The 18950-nt window shown below is 58.6% G+C and carries 21 protein-coding genes; 12 read left to right on the top strand and 9 right to left on the bottom strand.

Going from position 1 to position 18950, the window contains the following annotated elements; genetic code table 11:
* Position 1: 1 nt before the first annotated feature.
* The 4 genes from OQ273_RS06290 to OQ273_RS06275 all read right to left on the bottom strand — a co-directional run bounded on the left by OQ273_RS06290 (position 2) and on the right by OQ273_RS06275 (position 3064).
* The gene (locus OQ273_RS06290; protein WP_267989617.1) at positions 2–331 is read right to left on the bottom strand and encodes an XdhC family protein; all 330 of its coding nucleotides are present in this window, start codon (positions 329–331) and stop codon (positions 2–4) included.
* A 17-nt stretch (positions 332–348) separates the two neighbouring features.
* Positions 349–1491 carry a vWA domain-containing protein gene (locus OQ273_RS06285; RefSeq protein ID WP_267989616.1) on the bottom strand — a complete coding sequence of 381 codons (1143 nt, stop codon included), beginning with the start codon at positions 1489–1491 and terminating at the stop codon, positions 349–351.
* A gap of 116 nt (positions 1492–1607) precedes the next feature.
* The gene (locus OQ273_RS06280; protein WP_267989615.1) at positions 1608–2528 is read right to left on the bottom strand and encodes an AAA family ATPase; all 921 of its coding nucleotides are present in this window, start codon (positions 2526–2528) and stop codon (positions 1608–1610) included.
* 41 nt (positions 2529–2569) lie between these two features.
* On the bottom strand, positions 2570–3064 hold the full coding sequence (locus OQ273_RS06275) for a flavin reductase (RefSeq protein WP_267989614.1): 495 nt from the start codon (positions 3062–3064) through the stop codon (positions 2570–2572).
* A gap of 248 nt (positions 3065–3312) precedes the next feature.
* Here OQ273_RS06275 and OQ273_RS06270 point away from each other — a divergent pair, with 248 nt between their 5' ends.
* From OQ273_RS06270 to OQ273_RS06245, 6 genes are all read left to right on the top strand, one after another.
* On the top strand, positions 3313–4455 hold the full coding sequence (locus tag OQ273_RS06270) for a branched-chain amino acid ABC transporter substrate-binding protein (protein ID WP_267989613.1): 1143 nt from the start codon (positions 3313–3315) through the stop codon (positions 4453–4455).
* Complete coding sequence (locus OQ273_RS06265; RefSeq protein WP_267989612.1) at positions 4452–5474, top strand: P1 family peptidase; 1023 nt, start codon at positions 4452–4454, stop codon at positions 5472–5474. The genes OQ273_RS06270 and OQ273_RS06265 overlap by 4 nt, the downstream gene beginning before the upstream one ends.
* 84 nt (positions 5475–5558) lie before the next feature.
* The gene (gene rpe, locus OQ273_RS06260; protein WP_267989611.1) at positions 5559–6236 is read left to right on the top strand and encodes a ribulose-phosphate 3-epimerase; all 678 of its coding nucleotides are present in this window, start codon (positions 5559–5561) and stop codon (positions 6234–6236) included.
* A gap of 32 nt (positions 6237–6268) precedes the next feature.
* The gene (locus OQ273_RS06255) at positions 6269–6754 is read left to right on the top strand and encodes a hypothetical protein (RefSeq protein WP_267989610.1); all 486 of its coding nucleotides are present in this window, start codon (positions 6269–6271) and stop codon (positions 6752–6754) included.
* Positions 6755–6844: 90 nt separating this feature from the next.
* The gene (purB, locus tag OQ273_RS06250; protein ID WP_267989609.1) at positions 6845–8155 is read left to right on the top strand and encodes an adenylosuccinate lyase; all 1311 of its coding nucleotides are present in this window, start codon (positions 6845–6847) and stop codon (positions 8153–8155) included.
* A gap of 29 nt (positions 8156–8184) precedes the next feature.
* Positions 8185–8739, top strand: coding sequence for an RBBP9/YdeN family alpha/beta hydrolase (locus OQ273_RS06245; RefSeq protein WP_267989608.1), 555 nt, complete (start codon positions 8185–8187; stop codon positions 8737–8739).
* 10 nt (positions 8740–8749) lie between these two features.
* On the opposite strand, the gene OQ273_RS06240 is transcribed toward OQ273_RS06245, so the two are convergent.
* A complete protein-coding gene (locus tag OQ273_RS06240; RefSeq protein WP_267989607.1) occupies positions 8750–9070 on the bottom strand; it encodes a DUF1476 domain-containing protein in 321 nt (106 codons plus the stop codon).
* 362 nt (positions 9071–9432) lie between these two features.
* Between OQ273_RS06240 and purC the strand changes: the two genes are divergently transcribed.
* Both purC and purS read left to right on the top strand, forming a co-directional pair.
* Positions 9433–10197, top strand: a complete 765-nt coding sequence (gene purC, locus OQ273_RS06235; RefSeq protein WP_267989606.1) for a phosphoribosylaminoimidazolesuccinocarboxamide synthase — start codon at positions 9433–9435, stop codon at positions 10195–10197.
* A 27-nt stretch (positions 10198–10224) separates the two neighbouring features.
* Positions 10225–10467, top strand: coding sequence for a phosphoribosylformylglycinamidine synthase subunit PurS (purS, locus tag OQ273_RS06230; protein ID WP_267989605.1), 243 nt, complete (start codon positions 10225–10227; stop codon positions 10465–10467).
* A 24-nt stretch (positions 10468–10491) separates the two neighbouring features.
* Here the strand turns inward: purS and kynA are convergent, their stop codons facing one another.
* Positions 10492–11295, bottom strand: coding sequence for a tryptophan 2,3-dioxygenase (kynA, locus tag OQ273_RS06225; protein WP_267993036.1), 804 nt, complete (start codon positions 11293–11295; stop codon positions 10492–10494).
* A gap of 219 nt (positions 11296–11514) precedes the next feature.
* Here kynA and purQ point away from each other — a divergent pair, with 219 nt between their 5' ends.
* The 4 genes from purQ to OQ273_RS06205 are packed head-to-tail and all read left to right on the top strand — an operon-like array spanning position 11515 to position 15128.
* Positions 11515–12183, top strand: coding sequence for a phosphoribosylformylglycinamidine synthase subunit PurQ (gene purQ, locus OQ273_RS06220; RefSeq protein WP_267989604.1), 669 nt, complete (start codon positions 11515–11517; stop codon positions 12181–12183).
* Entirely contained in the window at positions 12180–12587 is a 408-nt protein-coding gene (locus OQ273_RS06215; protein WP_267989603.1) for a hypothetical protein, read from the top strand. The genes purQ and OQ273_RS06215 overlap by 4 nt, the downstream gene beginning before the upstream one ends.
* Positions 12588–12621: 34 nt before the next feature.
* Entirely contained in the window at positions 12622–14856 is a 2235-nt protein-coding gene (gene purL, locus OQ273_RS06210) for a phosphoribosylformylglycinamidine synthase subunit PurL (protein WP_267993035.1), read from the top strand.
* Between the two features lie 38 nt (positions 14857–14894).
* Positions 14895–15128, top strand: coding sequence for a BolA family transcriptional regulator (locus tag OQ273_RS06205; protein ID WP_267989602.1), 234 nt, complete (start codon positions 14895–14897; stop codon positions 15126–15128).
* 87 nt (positions 15129–15215) lie between these two features.
* Here OQ273_RS06205 and OQ273_RS06200 read toward each other — a convergent pair whose 3' ends face one another.
* The 3 genes from OQ273_RS06200 to OQ273_RS06190 all read right to left on the bottom strand — a co-directional run bounded on the left by OQ273_RS06200 (position 15216) and on the right by OQ273_RS06190 (position 18608).
* Positions 15216–16625: an amidase gene (locus tag OQ273_RS06200; RefSeq protein ID WP_267989601.1), complete on the bottom strand. Its 1410-nt coding sequence runs from the start codon at positions 16623–16625 to the stop codon at positions 15216–15218.
* A gap of 136 nt (positions 16626–16761) precedes the next feature.
* Entirely contained in the window at positions 16762–17493 is a 732-nt protein-coding gene (locus OQ273_RS06195) for an alpha/beta hydrolase (RefSeq protein ID WP_267989600.1), read from the bottom strand.
* 95 nt (positions 17494–17588) lie between these two features.
* Complete coding sequence (locus tag OQ273_RS06190; protein ID WP_267989599.1) at positions 17589–18608, bottom strand: helix-turn-helix domain-containing protein; 1020 nt, start codon at positions 18606–18608, stop codon at positions 17589–17591.
* Between the last annotated feature and the right edge of the window lie 342 nt (positions 18609–18950).

The raw sequence follows: 18950 nt of genomic DNA, 5'->3' as shown, positions 1-18950 counted from the left end.
GTTACCCCAGTTTTTCCACGAAGACCCGGATGCGGCCGCCGCAGGACAGCCCGACCTCCCAGGCTGTTTCATCGGCGACCCCGAATTCAAGCATGCGCGGTTTGCCGCCCGATATGATATCCATCGCCTCACTGACGACCGCGCCTTCGACGCATCCGCCGGAAACCGATCCGTGAAAATTGCCGTCAGCGTCAATCACGAGGTGGCTGCCCACCGGACGCGGCGCCGAGCCCCAGGTGTCTATGACGGTTGCAACCGCAACCTCCCGCCCCTCGCCGGACCAGCGTTGCGCAACCATGAGCGGATCAAGTTGTTCGCCAGTTTCAGCCATCGCCATCGCCTCCAAGATCAGATTCCGGCACTCTTGAGGAAGCGCCGCGGATCGCTGTCCCTGCCGCGCCCACCATCGAGTGCGGCAACAAGATCCGATAGGGCTTCTAGATTGTGCACCGCGCGGAACTCGTCAACATACGGCAGCATCGCCCGCACACCCATCGCCTTGGCTTCAAAACCCTCAAACCGCAAAAGCGGATTGAGCCAGATCAGTCTCCGGCAGGATTTCTGCAGCCTTTCCATCTGGAGCGGCAGATCATCAACACTCTCGCGTTCAAGACCATCGCTGATCAGCAGGACGATCGCACCCTGAGATAAAACCCGGCGGGACCACAACCGGTTGAACTCGGCCAGCGTGTCGGAAATCCGCGTTCCACCCGACCAGTCCTGCACAATGGCCGAACACTCTTCCAGCGCATCGTCCGGATCGCGATGGCGCATCTGCCGCGTCACATTCGTCAGCCGCGTGCCGAAGAGAAAGGTGTGAACCCGTCGCCGTTTGTCCGTCAACGCGTGCAGGAAATGCAGGAATATGCGTGTGTACTGGCTCATGGAGCCTGAAATATCGGCCAGAACGACAATGGGCGGATGAACCGTTTTTGGCTGGCGGAATCTGGGCAAAATGAGGTCGCCGCCCGTCTTCAGCGCCGTGCGCATTGTTGCGCGCGGATCAATTCGCACATTCCTGCGGCTTGGTCGGAACCGTCGCGTGACAACCCGGTCATCGGGAAGCAGAAGCTGTGTGAGTGCCTGTTTGGCCTGCACGAGCTCTTCTGCAGTCATCTGCGCAAAGTCCATTTTACGCAGGACCTCATTGTCCGAACTGGTGAGACGCGCGTCCACCTCTATTTCAGGTTCGTCCTTCTGCAGCGGCCGCTCGTTGCGGTTCTGAAAGGCCTGGCTGGCCCGTGTTTGTCCGCTGCGCTGCTTTTCCTTTTCCCGCCGCTCCATCGCCACCGGAGAGAACATGGCAATCAGCTTCTCCACCAGCTCGCGGGAACGCCAGAACAGCCGGAAGGCCTCGTCGAACACCGCATGGTCTTCATGCCGGTTGACGAAGATCGAATGCAGGGTCCAGTAAAAATCGTCTCGCGAACCGATCCCGGCAACTTTCACGGCTTCCACGGCATCGGTCACCGCAGCCGGTCCAACGCGCATACCGGCGCGGCGCAACGCCCGGGCAAAATAGACGATGTTATCCGCCAGTCGCCCGTCCTGCGCTTGTTTGTCTATGCCGGTTTGCGCGGCCAGCTCCAGCCTCCGTTTGTTGCTCCTCAGGCCGTCGTCAGCTCGGACCTGAGCTCATCAAGCAGCTTGCGCCCCTCACCTTCCTCGATCCGTGCGATATCATCCTGATATTTCAGCAAGGTACCGATCGTGTCGGAAATCGTCTCCGGGTCCAGCGCCACACTATCGAGCTCCGTTAGTGCGCTCGCCCAATCGATGGTTTCGGCCACGCCCGGACTTTTGAAAAGATCAAGCTGGCGAAGCTTCTGAACGTAACCGACAAGCTCGCGCGACAAAGCCGCATTACAGCCCGGAACCTTGCGGTGGACAATCTCCAGCTCCGCATCCGCATCGGGATAATCAACCCAGTGGTAGAGGCAGCGTCGTTTGAGTGCATCGTGGATCTCGCGCGTCCGGTTCGTCGTGATAATCACGATCGGCGGCTCATCCGCCTTGATGACGCCGATCTCCGGGATCGTTACCTGAAACTCCGAGAGGACCTCAAGCAGGTAGGCTTCAAACGCCTCATCGGTGCGATCCAGTTCGTCTATCAGGAACACCGGCGCACCACCTTCCGAGGACAAAGCCTGAAGAACCGGGCGGCGGATCAGATATTCATCGGAAAAGATATTCCTTTCAATCGCTCCGCGATTGGTCTCACCGGTCGCCTCCGACATCCTGATTTCCAGCATCTGGGCCGGATAGTTCCACTCATAGACAGCGGTCGAGATATCAAGGCCTTCATAACACTGCAGGCGGATCAACGGCCTGCCCAACGCAGCTGAGAGCACCTTGGCGATCTCGGTTTTCCCGACTCCCGCCTCGCCCTCCAGCAAGAGCGGCCGTTTCATCTTGAGACTGAGGAACAACACCGTCGCGAGCGCCCTGCTGCCCACATAGTCCTGGCTGTCGAGAAGTTCGAACGTCTCGTCAATCGATTCCGGAATGGCTTTGGCTTGTTTCGTCAATGAGGTTCTCTCATGGTTGAAAAAGGCTGGTGAAAATCAGGCTACAGGCTACGCCAGCTTCGGTCCAGAAACAGCAACGGACGCTGCATGGGACCGACGCGCAGTCCTTCCACCTTTCCAAATAGGATCATATGTGTCGCGACCACCTTGTGTTCGATCAGATTGCAGTCAAACACCGCCATCGCATCGCGAAGTGTCGGACAGCCGGTCGAAATCGTATCCCAGTTACCCATGGCAAAGCGCTGACTGGCATCCCTTTTGTCAAACCCGGCAAAGGAGGCCGCCATCGCCTGATGACTTTCGGCAAGCGCATTGATCGCAAACCTGCCGCTCTCTAGAAAAATACTGTTGTTGGGGTTGGACTTGTTCAGACAAACCAGCACGGTGGGCGGCTCATCCGAGACCGAACACGCCGCTGTAACGGTTACGCCCCGGCGCACACCGTCATGCTCAGTTGTCACGAGCTGAACATGCCCGGCATAGTGAGCCATCGCATCCCGGTATTCCTGGGACTGAACCGTCCTTCTCTCCAACACCCACCAACTCCAGCTTTGATCCTTGCACAATGGTGCAAGCCGACCCGGCACTCTTTGTGCAGACTTTACATAGACACATCTGCGCAATTTGGAACCACCCGGCTTGAATTACCTTTGTTTGGTAAACCATGGCCAGCTGTCCGGTTGGCACAACCCTCCCATTGAAATTGAAGGTTCGACTTGGTCATGGGTTTCTGATCTGATATCGCTGAAAAAAACGCCGATGCCGGTCGGACGAAAGGAAGCCTATGAGGCTGGGACGAAAGTCAATTCTTGCAGCGCTTTTATTGGCGGTATGTCCACTTGCCGCCGCACCGGTGACTGCGCAGGAAAATGGCTCAGGGCTGAGGATCGGGGTCGTTGTCCCAGCGGAAGGCAATTTCTCAATTCTCGGCGACCAGATCCTTCAGGGAATCAACGTCCTAAAGGATAATTCCGGCCCGGCGATCGCAGAAATCCTCGAAGAGCCCGATAGCTGCGACCCGGCCGGAGGCGAGGATGCCGCCAGCGCGTTCGTTGAAGCAGGCGTCGACGCCGTCATCGGTTTCCTGTGCATGGAAAGCCTTTCATCTGCGCTTCCGATCCTGTCGGCCTCCGGCATTCCCTCCCTGACGCTTGGCGTGCGTTCAGCAATCGTGGCCGAAGACGCCAACCGGCAGGGCTTGCTTTTCTACAGAATGGCCCCGCGCGATGACGACGAAGCCAAAATGGTGACCCGGACCATTTCGACCGACTGGGTGGGCAAGCCGCTGGCGCTCGTCGAAGACGGCACGATATATGGTCGGGAACTGATGGAATCCGTTCGGATTCTGCTTGAGGAAATCGGCATATCGCCAATTTTTGTCGACAATTTCCGCCCTTCTCAGGATCGTCAGTTCGGCCTGGTGCGCCGCCTTGAGCGTTCGGGTGCAACCCATGTGTTTATTGGCGGCGACCGTCAGGATGCGGCGACCATTGCACGCGACAGCGTCGAGGCCGGCCTTGAGCTGACATTTTTGGGAGGCGACGCGCTGAACGCAGCCGACGGCAACCCGCCGCTTGCTGACGGGTTCTTTGCGGTCACCCTGCCGGATGCCCGATACATGCCAAGCGCCACGCGGGCTATATCGCAGTTTGACCAGGCCGGAATTCCGGTTGGCAACTATACGATAGCAGCCTATGCAGCCGGTCAGGTTCTCATGGCCGCAAATCGTGCCGCAGGCCTTTCCAGCGCGCCGCTTGCGGATCATCTGTCGGGCCGCCAATACTTCACGGCGATTGGCCAGATCGAGTTCGACGAATTTGGAGAGCGCAAGGACAATCCGTTCGAATTGATGGTCTGGTATAATGGTGCCTTTGTTCCGGCGGATCTGTCCGGCGGCAATACCGGTCAAGGCGGCACCACCCAATGATGAAAACCGGCAAAAGAAATCTGATCACGGACGTTGGCGGCCTGACCGTCGGCAATGCGCAGGATTCACGGCTGAAATCCGGTGTTACGGCCGTCTTGTGCAAGGACAACACTGTGGCTTCGGTGCAAGTTCTGGGAGGCGCACCCGGCACGAGGGAAACCGACCTGCTTGAGCCGCACAATACGGTCGGCGCCGTCAACGGGATCATTCTGTCGGGCGGATCGGCCTTCGGCCTGGACGCCGCCTCCGGGGTTCAGGCGGCCCTGCGCAAAAAACGTGTCGGCTTTGAAATCGGTCCGCATGTCATCCCGATTGTTCCATCCGCCATCCTCTTCGACCTTGTAAACGGCGGCGACAAGGACTGGGGCCTCTATCCGCCTTACCGCGAACTCGGCTTTGAAGCCGCAAACAGCGCGGCGCAGGACTTTGAAACCGGAACCGCGGGAGCCGGAGCCGGCGCGACCACCGCAGAACTGAAAGGCGGGCTGGGCTCGGCCTCGACGATTATGGACAATGGCGTAACCGTCGGCGCCCTTGTTGCCGTCAACGCGGTTGGCACCGCCAATGTGGCCGGTGGGCCGCATTTCTGGGCCGCACCCTTCGAGATCGGCAACGAATTCGGTGGGCTTGGCCTGCCGTCGCCATTGCCGGAAAGCACGACGGACCTGCGCATCAAATTCCGCGAGCCGGAAAGTCCCGAAGGCCGCAACACCACCATAGCCGTTATCGCGACCGACGCCGTGCTGAGCAAGGCTGAAGCCAAACGTCTTGCCATTTCGTCCCATGACGGATTTGCCCGGGCGATCTGGCCAGCTCATACCGCCTATGACGGCGACCTGATCTTCTCGCTGGCGACCGGCACAAGCGGCAAGACACTGGATGTCGATGCGTTCATCGATTTGTGTGCAGTTGCCGCCTCGACAATGTCGCGGGCCATCGCCCGCGGTGTGTATGAGGCGACGCCGGAAGCGGACGATGTGCTACCAACCTGGCAGTCGGTTCACGGCAACGACATATAGCTGTCAATTGAACACCGGGGCCGATTGTGCGCCGGTTGCGTAAATGCTAGTTCCGCCGCAAAAGCCCTGGCACCGGAGCCCCATATGAGCCGCCCGATCACGATCGCACCGTCAATCCTCGCATCAGATTTCTCGCGCCTCGGGCAAGAAGTGTGCGATGTCATCGACGCGGGAGCCGACTGGGTCCATCTTGATGTCATGGACGGCCATTTCGTACCCAACATCACCTTCGGGCCAGATGTCGTGAAGTCGCTGCGACCGCATACGGATGCCGTCTTTGACTGCCATTTGATGATCGCGCCATGCGATCCCTATATTGAAGCGTTTGCGAAAGCCGGTTGCGATATCATCACCGTCCATGCCGAGGCCGGCCCGCATCTTCACCGGTCCCTGCAGGCAATCCGTTCGATGGGCAAAAAGGCCGGCGTATCGCTCAATCCGGCGACCCCCGAGGAGGTGATCGAGTACGTGCTTGATGAACTCGACCTCGTTTTGGTCATGAGCGTCAATCCCGGTTTCGGCGGACAAAAACTCATCCCTGCCGTTCTGGAAAAAGCCAGGCGCATCAACGATATGATTGGTGACCGCCCGATTGATCTGGAAATTGACGGTGGTATCACCAAAGACAATGCAGGCGATGCGGCAAAGGTCGGGATCAACGCATTGGTTGCCGGCTCGGCAGTTTTCAAGGGCGGCAATATCGATGCCTACCGCACTAACATTGCGGCCATACGCGAGGCGGCAAACGGCGTACGGATCTGAAACGCCCCGGCCCCGCAACGGGAAAGGCCAACATGCCTGACGACGCAACAGGGTGGCCACGTGCCGGAATGCTGGCATCGGGCGCCTTGGTCTGGGGTATCACCATGGCGGTTTCGCTCGCCGTATCGCTCGAAATCTCGATTGGCGGACTGACCTCCCACAGAACGGCTCTCACGCTGCTCTATTTTGTCGGCGGACTGGTGGCGTTTCCTCCCGCGGTTTTGATTGCCCGCGCCTTGTCGGGAAAAAAGGCGGTCGAGGTCCGGTTTGCTGCCGCATTCTTTTGTCTGTGCGCGGCGACGATCTCAATCACTGCCGGTCTCTTTGCGGCCCTTTACTGGACATTCTTCGCCCATTGGAGCGAGGCGTTTCTTTCCATCGCGTGGATCCAGCAGACAACCGTCACGATAATTGCAGCACTCTACCAGTTCGCCGCCGTGGGTCTGCGCTTTTTCTTTCCCGTCGGCTTCGTTGCCCTGTTCGTCGTCAGCATCCTGCTGGCCAAACGGATGCGTTGAGATCGCCTTGTTTTTCTGCTAGCAGGCACACATATCTCCCGCCGGCCACCACGTGCCGGGCCCTGACCTTTTCACCCGTGAGCCTCGTCCATGATCCCTCGTTATTCCAGACCTGATATGGTCGCCATCTGGTCTCCCGAATCAAAGTTCCGCATCTGGTTCGAAATCGAGGCCCATGCCTGCGATGCGCTGGCCGATCTTGGGGTCGTGCCGAAATCGGCGGCGAAGACCATATGGGAGAAGGCCGGGGACGCCAAGTTCGACGTCCAGCGCATCGATGAGATCGAGGCCGTTACCAAACACGACGTCATCGCATTCCTCACCCATCTTGCCGAGATCGTCGGACCTGATGCCCGTTTCGTCCACCAGGGCATGACCTCATCGGACGTTCTCGACACCTGCTTCAACGTCCAGCTCGTGCGCGCCACCGATATCCTGCTTGCCGATATGGACAAATTGCTCGCCGCGCTCAAAAAGCGGGCATTGGAACACAAGGATACGATCACCATCGGCCGCAGCCACGGCATCCATGCCGAGCCAACGACATTCGGCGTCAAACTCGCCCAGGCCTATGCCGAGTTTGAACGCTGCAGGAAGCGGCTGGAAACCGCCCGTGAGGAGATTGCCACCTGCGCCATTTCCGGCGCGGTCGGAACCTTTGCCAATATCGATCCGCGCGTGGAAGACCACGTCGCCAAAGCGCTGGGTCTGACATCCGAACCGGTTTCCACACAGGTCATACCGCGGGACAGGCACGCCATGTATTTTGCCACGCTCGGTGTCATTGCCTCATCCATCGAGAGACTGTCCGTCGAGATCAGGCACCTGCAGAGGACAGAGGTCCTTGAGGCCGAGGAATATTTCTCTCCGGGTCAAAAAGGCTCCTCCGCCATGCCCCACAAGCGCAATCCGGTATTGACAGAGAACCTGACCGGCCTTGCCCGCATGGTGCGCTCCTATGCAATGCCTGCAATGGAAAATGTTGCGCTCTGGCACGAACGCGACATTTCCCACTCGTCGGTGGAACGGATGATCGGGCCGGATGCAACGGTCACCCTGGATTTTGCATTGGCAAGGCTGACGGGCGTGGTTGAAAAGCTGGTCGTCTATCCCGAAACCATGATGGCGAACCTCAACAAATTCCGGGGCCTTGTTCATTCGCAGCGCGTGCTGCTGGCCCTCACACAGGCGGGCGTCAGCCGCGAAGACGCCTATCGTCTGGTCCAGCGCAATGCCATGAAGGTGTGGGAAGAAGGCAAGGATTTCCTTGAAGAACTGCTTGTCGATAAAGATGTCCGAAACGCCCTCAGCGAAGAGGAAATCCGGGAAAAGTTCGACCTCGGCTACCATACCAAACATGTCGACACCATATTTGCACGGGTCTTCGGCACCGAAGGCTGATCGTCAAACGGTCGATTTGTGAGCATGTGATGAAAGCATCCGAAGCCGACATTCTGATTATACCCGGCTACAAGAACTCCGGTCCTGACCATTGGCAAAGCCGCTGGCAGGCAAAGTTGTCGACGGCACGCCGCGTCGAGCAGAAGAGCTGGGAAAAACCGGAGCTGGAGGATTGGAAAACGGCAATCGCCGCCGCCGTTAACGAATCAAAGCGGCCGGTGGTCATCGTTGCGCATTCGCTCGGTGTGTCGGCAACGGTGCAGGCCATATCGGAGTTTGAAAAACCCGTTGTCGGCGCGATGCTCGTGGCGCCGCCCGACGTATCGAACCCTAAGATACGTCCGAAGCACCTTATGACCTTCGGACCCTATTCCCGCGATCCACTGCCTTTTCCGGCAATGGTCATTGCCAGCCGAGACGATCCCTACAGCAGTTTCGACGTCGCCGATGATACAGCCGCCGCCTGGGGGGCGTTGTTCATGGATGCCGGCAATGCCGGCCATATCAATGCCGAATCAGGCTTTGGCCCGTGGCCCGAGGGGCTGATGGTCTTTGCCCGCTTCTTAAGCAAACTCGACCCCTAGGGCTTATCTGCTATTCGGTGCGGATCTGCTCGATGGCCTTCTGCATCAGCTCATCCATGTGCCGGCGAAGCTGATGGTCGGACTGTTCAACGCCCGCATCATCGAAATCCTTGCGGACCTTGCGGAAAACGTCATCGTCCCCCGCCTCTTCGAAATCGGCCAGAACAACTTCCTTGGCATAAGCCTCGGCATCCTCGCCTTCCTTGCCCAGTAGTCCGGCGGCCCAAAGACCCAGCATCTTGTTACGGCGTGCTCCCGCTTTGAACCGCAGTTCCTCATCGTGAGCAAATTTGTTCTCATAGGCTTCGCTGCGTTCGTCCATGCCGCTCATATTCAGTTCTCCCGAACGTAAATAACCGTCTTCATTGCGCTCTTTACAACAAAGGCGCCGCTTCTCCTATATGTGTAAATCAAATGCCTAAGAAAAGATCAATCGGCGCTTTTACGCATTGTATCACGCGCGCCAATTTCCCGACATTTCGGCGCAAACCGCGCGAATTTGCCGCAATTCGGACGGCCGGCTCAGCCCCCTGCCTGTCGTTGCTGTGAAAAGCGGCCATCCAATAGGCAGTGGATCAGCGTCAAAAAGGGCCTTGCACAGCGATTGTGATATCCCTCCGTTTCCGCTAGATGATAGCCAATCCAGGACCAACCAGTCAGCCGCATCGTGCGGCCGAAGGAACAGAGAAAATCATGAACCGTCGCCGCCGAATCTATGAGGGCAAAGCCAAGATTCTTTACGAAGGCCCCGAACCCGGCACGCTTATCCAGTTCTTCAAAGACGACGCCACCGCATTCAACAACAAGAAGCACGATGTTGTTGAGGGAAAAGGCGTGCTCAACAACAGGATTTCAGAGTTTGTTTTCGAGCACCTGAACCGGATCGGCATCCCCACCCATTTCATCAAGCGCGTCAATATGCGCGAACAGCTCATCAAGGAAGTCGAAATCATTCCGCTGGAAGTGGTGGTCCGCAATGTCGCCGCCGGTTCCCTGTCAGAGCGGCTCGGCCTTGATGAGGGCACCGTGCTGCCGCGTTCCATCATCGAGTTCTATTACAAGGCCGATGCGCTGAACGATCCGATGGTATCGGAAGAACACATCACCGCGTTCGGCTGGGCCAGCCCCCAGGAGATCGACGACATCATGGCATTGGCCATTCGGGTCAACGACTTTCTGTCAGGTCTGTTCCTGGGCGTCGGCATTCAGCTTGTCGACTTCAAGATCGAATGCGGCCGGCTCTTTGAAGGCGATATGATGCGGATCGTCGTTGCCGACGAAATTTCGCCCGACAGCTGCCGCCTGTGGGACGTCGAGACAAAGGACAAGATGGACAAGGACCGTTATCGCCGCGATCTTGGCGGACTGGTCGAGGCCTATCAGGAAGTCGCCCGGCGTCTTGGCATCGTCAACCGCAATGAGCCGCCACGCGGGACCGGACCGGTCCTCGTCAAATAGCAGCGCGAAAAAGCGAGGAATGCGCCCGTGATCAAGGCACGCGTTACCGTCACATTGAAAAACGGAGTGCTCGACCCGCAAGGCAAGGCCATTGAGGGCGCGCTCGGATCGCTCGGCTTCGACGGCGTCGGTCAGGTGCGCCAGGGCAAGGTTTTCGACCTGGAGCTGACTTCAGCCGATCCGGCAAAGGCGAAAGAGGAAATCTCCGCCATGTGCGAGAAGCTCCTGGCAAACACCGTGATCGAGGATTATTCGGTCGAACTCGTCTGAGTCGTACATCGCTTTTGCTGACGCTCAAAGCTCCGTTCGAACAGCCCACAACTCGGGAAAGAATGTCCGGTCCAGCGCGGTCTTCAAAAAGCCGACACCGGATGAGCCACCGGTTCCCTTCTTGTAGCCGATGATGCGCTCAACCGTTTTCATGTGCCTGAAGCGCCATTGCTGAAAGCGGTCTTCAACATCGACCAGTTCTTCCGCCAGCTCGTAGAGTTCGAAATAGCGTTCAGGATCACGATAGACCTGGAGCCAGATATCGCGCAGCGCTTCGCTGAATTCATGATTGGTCGAGAAATCGCGTTCGAGCAGATCGTTCGGGACATCGAAACCGGACCTGCTGACCAGCGCAATCGATTCGTCATAAATGCTCGGTCCTTTGAAGGCCACTTCAAGCCGGGCATGGATTTCCGGCTTGTGCCGATGCGGCGCCAGCATGCGCGCATCCTTGGCACCCAGCAAAATCTCAACGAGCCTGTACTGATAGGACTGGAACCCCGATGCCTGACCGAGACAGTCCCGGAAGGTCATATAGTCGGACGGGGTCATCGTTGACAGGACATCCCAGGCCGTCACCAGTTGTTCCTGAACAGCCGATACGCGCGCCAGCGCCTTGAAGGCCAGGCCCGCCTTGTTTTCCCGCAGATTGCGCATGGCGAATTCCAGCTCATGGATGATCAGGCGCAACCAAAGTTCCTGCACGTGGTGAACGATGATGAACAGCGTTTCATCCTGCTTGTCGCTGAGCGGTTTTTGTGCGTCCAGTAGCATGTCGAGCTTGAGATAGTCGCCATAGGACATGCGCCCTTCAAAATCGAGTGACATGCTACTTTCGACGCGGCTCTTGTCCTTTGCCAATAAAACCTCCCTGTCCGGTGAAGCACACCCTGCCCCACGCGCGGACCATCGCTTGAGCGGCAAATATTTTAAACATAAACTATCTTGACGATACTCCGCACTGGATAGCAAGGCAACAGCTATCGCAATTGCCGCGCATATGCGCTAAAAGGCGGCCACACAGACCTCCAAAACCATTCTGGAAACATGAAATCAGCAGTCCTTCTTCTTCCCGGCCTCAATCGCGACCGGGACATGATTGCCGCATTGACGAAGATTTCCGGCGAAGCGCCCCATACCGTGTGGCAGACCGAGACGGAAATCCCCGATGTTGACCTAATCGTCATTCCCGGAGGCTTCTCCTATGGCGACTATCTGCGTTGCGGTGCGATCGCCGCGCGCATGCCGGTGATGGAGGCGGTGCGAGAGAAAGCCGCCAAGGGCGTGCGTGTCCTCGGCGTGTGCAACGGTTTTCAGATTCTCCTTGAAGCAGGCCTTCTTCCCGGAGCGCTGATGCGCAACGCCTCGCTCAAATTCGTCTGCCGCGAAGTCAAGCTCGAAGTCATCAATTCAGAGACGGCTTTTACGCGGCAGTATGAAACGGGCGAAATCATCCGGTGCCCGGTTGCCCATCACGATGGCAACTACTTTGCCGCGCCGGACGACCTCAATAGACTTGAAGACGAGGGCCGTGTTGTCTTCCGCTACGCTGAAGACACCAATCCCAACGGCTCCACCAACGACATTGCCGGCATCATCAATGCACAGGGCAACGTGATGGGCATGATGCCGCATCCGGAAAACCTCATCGAAACGGCACATGGCGGAACGGACGGCCACGCCCTGTTTGCCTCCGCGCTTGGAATGGCCGCATGACATTGACGCCGCGCCGCCTTCTGATCGCGTTGCCGGTTCTGACTGCCGCGCTCGCCGCCTGCCAGACATCGGGATCAGGTCCCGGCAATATCTCGGTGAGTTCACAGGATGCGGCGCTGCCGACAATGGAACGCATAGCGCTTGCGGCCAACAAATGCTGGTTCAAGGGTGCGGACCGTGCATTCAGGGCCTATCGGCTTGCCCCCGAACTCAACTCTTTCTCCGGCCGTCCGCGCATCCTGATTGTGCCCGGCGGCAGACCGCAGGACCGTCCGCTTGCCGTGATAGAGGCACAGGGCACACCGGCAACGGTCAGCGCCTATGGCCCGCTCATGTCCCAGTCGGCCGGCAATCGCATCGCCGCCGACACACGGCGCTGGGCCGGTGGTGGATCATCCTGCTGACAATCACCTTTGGAAACGCAACGATATTGCCGCAATGAATATTCCGAACGACATCAAGATCACACAAGAGCTTATCGAAGCGCACGGCCTCAAACCCGACGAATATGATCGCATTCTTGAACTGATCGGGCGCGAGCCGAGCTTTACCGAACTCGGCATCTTCTCGGCGATGTGGAACGAGCACTGCTCCTACAAATCCTCAAAGAAGTGGCTTCGCACACTGCCGACCGACGGCCCGCATGTCATCCAGGGGCCGGGAGAAAACGCCGGTGTTGTCGATATCGGTGATGGCGACTGTGTCGTCTTCAAGATGGAGAGCCACAATCACCCGTCCTATATCGAGCCTTACCAGGGCGCGGCGACCGGCGTTGGCGGCATTTTGCGCGATGTGTTCACCATGGGCGCCCGCCCCATCGCGGCGATGAACGCCCTGCGCTTTGGTGAACCGGAGCATCCCAAAACGCATCACCTTGTGGCCGGTGTCGTTGCCGGTGTCGGCGGATACGGAAATTCCTTCGGCGTTCCGACGGTAGGCGGCGAGGTTGAATTCGATGCCCGATACAACGGCAACTGCCTCGTCAATGCCTTTGCCGCCGGGCTCGCCCGCACAGATGCGATCTTTTATTCGAAAGCGGAAGGCATCGGCCTGCCGGTCGTCTATCTCGGTGCAAAGACCGGCCGCGACGGCGTTGGTGGGGCGACCATGGCGTCCGCCGAATTCGATGAGTCCATCGAGGAAAAGCGCCCGACCGTTCAGGTCGGAGACCCGTTTACCGAAAAATGCCTGCTTGAAGCCTGCCTCGAACTCATGGCTTCCGGTGCCGTGATCGCCATTCAGGACATGGGCGCGGCAGGGCTGACATGCTCAGCAGTGGAGATGGGCGCCAAGGGCGGCCTTGGCATTGAGCTTGATCTCGACAAGGTGCCAGTGCGCGAAGAAAACATGAGCGCCTACGAGATGATGCTTTCGGAAAGCCAGGAGCGCATGCTCATGGTCCTGCGCCCCGAAAAGGAAGCCGAGGCCGAAGCCATCTTCAAAAAGTGGGGCCTCGATTTTGCCATTGTCGGCACCACCACGGACGATTTGCGCTTTCGCGTCGTCCATCAGGGCGACGAGGTCGCCGATCTGCCGATCCGCGAACTGGGCGACGAGGCTCCGGAATATGACCGGCCCTGGCGCGAGACTGGGCTTTATTCACCGCTGCCGGCAGACAGCGTCGAAGAACCGGAGGACTACGGAAAGGCGCTGTTGTCGCTGATCGGCTCGGCCAACAATTCCTCTCGCCGCTGGGTCTATGAACAATATGATACCCTGATCCAGGGCAACAGCCTGCAACTTCCGGGCGGTGATGCCGGTGTGGTCAGGGTCGATACGCACCCGACCAAGGCGCTGGCCTTTTCATCCGATGTCACGCCCCGCTATTGCGAGGCCGATCCGCTTGAAGGCGGCAAGCAGGCCGTCGCCGAATGCTGGCGCAATCTGACGGCAACAGGCGCCGAGCCGCTTGCTGCAACGGACAATCTCAATTTCGGCAATCCCGAGCGTCCTGAAATAATGGGGCAGCTCGTCAAGGCGATCGAAGGCATCGGCGAGGCATGCGCGGCCCTCAGTTTCCCGATCGTGTCCGGCAATGTCTCCCTCTATAACGAGACGAATGGCGAAGCCATATTGCCAACGCCTACTATCGCCGGGGTCGGGCTGCTTCCCGACTGGACACAAATGGCGACCATAGGCGGCGCAAACGAGGGCGATATCCTCGTCCTGCTCGGCTGCGACGGCACGCATCTTGGCCAATCGGCCTATATGCGCGATTGTCTCGGACAGTCGGACGGCCCACCGCCGCCCGTCGATCTCTACACCGAAAAACGCAATGGCGATTTTGTGCGTTCCGCCATCCGCAACGGCCAGGTGACCGCCTGCCATGACATCTCCGATGGCGGCCTTGCTCTCAGCCTTGCAGAAATGGCCATAGCGTCGAACAAGGGCATGAAGATCGATCTTGAACAGCCGCAGGATCCGGCACATGCCCTTCTTTTTGGCGAGGATCAGGCGCGTTACATTGTCGCCCTTGCCCCGGATCTTGCGAACTTCGTCTGTATGAACGCCGAGGGCGCTGGCGTGCCGTTCCGGCGGCTCGGCACGGTAGGCGGCGGCAGATTGACGATAGACGGCATCCTCTCCATATCTGTAGAGGAGTTGCGCACCGCCTATGAATCATGGTTCCCAGACTATATGGATGGAACAGCCGCGCAGGCCGGCGAAGGCTGAGTGCGCGCATCGACAAAATTCAATACGGGGAGAGTGCCATGCCGATGAATGCCGGTGACATCGAAGAAATGATCAAGGCCGCTATCCCTGATGCGCAGGTGACAATCCGCGATCTGGCCGGAGACGGTGATCACTACGCCGCCGAGGTCGTCTCGGAAAGCTTTCGGGGCAAAACCAGGGTGCAGCAGCACCAGATGGTCTACCAGGCGCTGAAAGGCAATATGGGCGAAGCACTGCACGCGCTGGCGCTGCAGACAAGCGCACCGGACTAGGCTCAATCGACATTCAAAGCATCGATGGAATTGTTGCGGCGATATGATTGAAGCCCAGGAAAAATGAAGACCGAATGTCGATTGGTCCTAGAGCGAACGGATCAGGGCAAGCTGGCGATCGCGCCAGGGGAAGCGGTGTTCCATTTGCCAACCGATCTGCAGCAATTGGTCTTCCCGACCTGGCTCGGCCGCGAACTGGACGCCAACCGGCAATCCGTCGCCATCGGCATCGACCGGTAGGCTGATCGCAGGCTGACCCGTTGCGTTGTAGATCGACGTAAACGGCGCAAACGCAAAAACCCTGGCCAGAAAGGCGGAAAGATCATCAGTGTTCGTATCCAGCGATCCGGTCTGTATCGGTGGTCGGGCAATGGTCGGCGACAAAATGAGATCAAGTCCGGCCATCTCGCGCAGAATATCGCCTGCGATCAGATGCAAGCTTGCTGTAGCCAGATTGAGTTCGGCGCCGCTGATCGCGTTGCCGAGTTCCAGAGCCTGCCATACGGCAGGCTCGAAATCATCGCGATTCGGCTGACGCCCGTGTGCTTTCGTGTGGGCATGCACTGTTGCCGCCACGCTTGCTGAAATGATCTTGGTGAAAGCGTCGGCAAAAGCGGCAACATCATAGTCCAGCTTAATCGGCTGGATGGCGTGGCCCAGTAAGCGGCATGCCGAGGCGACCCGTTCAACGGCTGCTGTGCAGCGGCTGTCGACTCGAGCACCGGATGTCGGTGTCGTGAGCACACCGATGGAGAACGCCGGGACCGACACATCGGCCAATGTCCTGAACGAACCGGAAAAGCCTGCCGCAATGTACGGGGCCGGCTTCTCGGTGTTGGCCAGGCAATCGAGCAAAAGCGCCGTATCGCCGATGCTTCTGGTGACGGCAAAGGCGTTGAACATGTCGTGCCAGCCTTCGCCGGGATCGAGCCCGGCAAAGATCCTGCCTCTGCTGGGTTTGAGGCCGACCAGACCGCAACAGGCGGCCGGAATACGGATTGACCCGCCGCTGTCGGTGGCATGCGCAACGGGCACCATCCCCGAGGCAACCGCGACTGCGCTGCCGCCGCTTGAGCCGCCTGGCGAACGGTCGCGCTTCCAGGGGTTGACCGCCGGCCCGTGAAAACGGCCTTCCGTGGTTGTGTTGAGGCCGAATTCCGGCGTGTTGGTGCGACCGATGACCGACAAACCGGCACTCCGCATCCGGCGCACGATGTCGCTGTCCCCAGTGCTGACATGGCCTTCGAAATACGCGCTTCCGTGCGTCAAGGTGCTGCCGGCAACCAGCGTGTGCAAATCCTTGACCAGCGCCGGAACGCCAAACAAGGGCCTTTCCGCATCGCCTCCATTGGCTGTTTCCGCCAGCGCGCCGCGCGCCTGCTCGAACATGGTCTCGACGACCGCGTTGAGGCTCGGATTCAGGCGGGTAATACGGGCAATCGCAGCTTCCAGAACCTGCTCGGGGGAAACCGCGCCTTGGCGAATAAGCCCCGCCAACTCGCCCGCGTTGCTAAGCGCATAATCACATTCGTGCAATTTCGGTCAACTTTCGGCCGGCATCGATGATATTGAATGCCACGCATCCCGGCATGAGCGCGAAGCCAGCTTCAGCATGCCATCGTCCAGGACATCCTCATGGCCGCCCGGCTTTCACAAGGGCTTCCGCGAGTGCATGCGGGTTGGAATACATCATCTCATGGCTGCCTTGAGCGTTCACCAGCCGGCACGGCGCGACCTTCTGGTACATGCGCGGGAAAAGCCCATATTCGCCAATCGGAAAGACGACGTCCTCCGTGCAGTTGATATAGGATTTGGCGATCGGCATCGCCGCGAATGCTTCAAGGTCGACCGGTTCCGACACCGGGCCGAACGGTTCGGCACAGAGTCGTTCATAGGCTTTGCGGGCCAATGTCTCTTCGGCATCGCCAATAAAGGAGTCACGCCATACCTCCCAAGGCGCCATTATGGTGTTGTCGGACGATTCCGATGCCATATGAGCAAACAGCCCGGCATACTCGGGCGGCACGGCATCCGTTAGCGCGCTGCCGCTGTCCACCAGGAGTGGCGAGACCAGCACGAGCCGACTGATGCGGTCGCCAAGCTGTTCTGCCGCTTTACAGACAACGGTGCCGCCCGCGCTATGTCCAACCAGCACGATGCCCGCCAAATCCTCGGCAACAACAAATTGTGCCACCGCATCGGCATAATCGCGCATCGTCACATCAGTGCTCTGGCCCGGACCGCGGCCAGGCAGGGTCGGGGCAAACGCCCGATGACCCTTCGCCTCCAAACTCGCCTTAACCTCATCCCAGCACTCGCCCGTATGCCATGAGCCATGCACAAGCACGAATTCAAGTGTCGACAAATCCACCTCCCACAAAGGATAATTGTTCGGGAGAGACTAGCTGCCAACAAAAGGCTGTGCTTAGGCGGTCGTCACCAAGAGTTAGGCGCGCCGCACTATTGCAGACTTTCGCGCATACAAGCGGCTATCTTGCCGGGCGAAAGGCCAAAATGTGCCTTGAATGCGGCCGAAAAGCTCGAGACATGCGCGTAACCCACCTGGTCGGCGATCTGTGACACGCTTAACTGACCAGCTTCCAGCAGGCGCCAGGCCAGTTCCAGACGCTCGCCTGCGACGTAGCGCGATATCGTCACATTGAAGCGGTGCCTGAAACCATATGACAATTTGTTACGATTGAGCCCGACCATCAGCGCCAGGCGTTCGACGGACGGAACGGCGAGAATGTCGTGATCAATGTGCATCTTGGCCGTTTCAACGCGCCGCCAGTCGGCCTCGCGCATGAGGGGGCCACGTTGTTCGACGTTTCGCTCGAGCATCGCGTCAAAGGCGGCGCACAGCAGCCCCTCGCTCTTGGCGCGGATATAGTGAGCACGCAAGCTGCCGCCATAGGGATTGTCGAGGAGATCACGTACGGCCCTCAATGCTTCCGGCCGCTGGCCTAGCCGTTCGAAAAAGAAGCCGTCATCGTCAGCAATACGGGCCAGCGCCGTACCAGCCAATTCCGGTATCTCGCGCATGCGCCGGATCATCTGGTCACGATGCAGTGAAAGGGTTACGCAAACCGAGCGCGCCTTGGGGCGGATGATGTGACCGCAATCGATCCCGTTGGGTTGATGAAAAACCCGCAATTCGCTGCCTTTGAGTTCATAAGCGCCGTGTTGATCGAAAACGAAGGTCGCATCGGCGGCCAGGCAGAAATTGAACCGGATCCATCCTTCGCCGCGATAGCGTAACGCACCCGGCTGCTTCCAGTAACAACGGCTGACAATGAGGTTGCACCAGGGATCAAGCTCGACAAACTCGACCTGCCCGTCGCCCTCCACGCCCGAAAGGTTCAGCCGGATGTCGCCGTCTCCAAGGCTTTCAGGCAAGCTGTCGGCAAAGACGGTCTCGCGCAACTGCCGCCCGTTGCCTGTGAGAGACAAAGCCGGCAGTTCCGGCAGTTCAAGCTTCATCACACCGTTCTCTTACCTTCATCTTCAGCATAATCCGTGGAACCACCATGCCTGAGCCAAATTCAGTCGCACAAAATACTATATGATTTTCAATAGCTTATTTCAGAAATGCAGCCTCGGCGACTTGCCATTTTGCATTGGTCGTCACACGAAATCAAATCAGAGCTCCTGGCTGTATCGACATGCATCACCTCATCAGGACAGCTGCGACGACGTGTAGGCGGCTTGAGAATACGAAACCTGAATATCTACTGGTCGTAAACACATTCATTGTGGTGAACATCGGCTGAACAGTACATTCGAGACCGGTTCAGCCGCCGCCTCCCAATGTGTTCGCGTACC

The sequence above is a fragment of the Hoeflea prorocentri genome, assembly GCF_027944115.1.
GTDB classification, from domain to species: Bacteria; Pseudomonadota; Alphaproteobacteria; order Rhizobiales; family Rhizobiaceae; genus Hoeflea_A; species Hoeflea_A prorocentri.
Note: the sequence above shows the minus strand (reverse complement) of the source record. Positions and strands in the feature narration are given on the sequence as shown.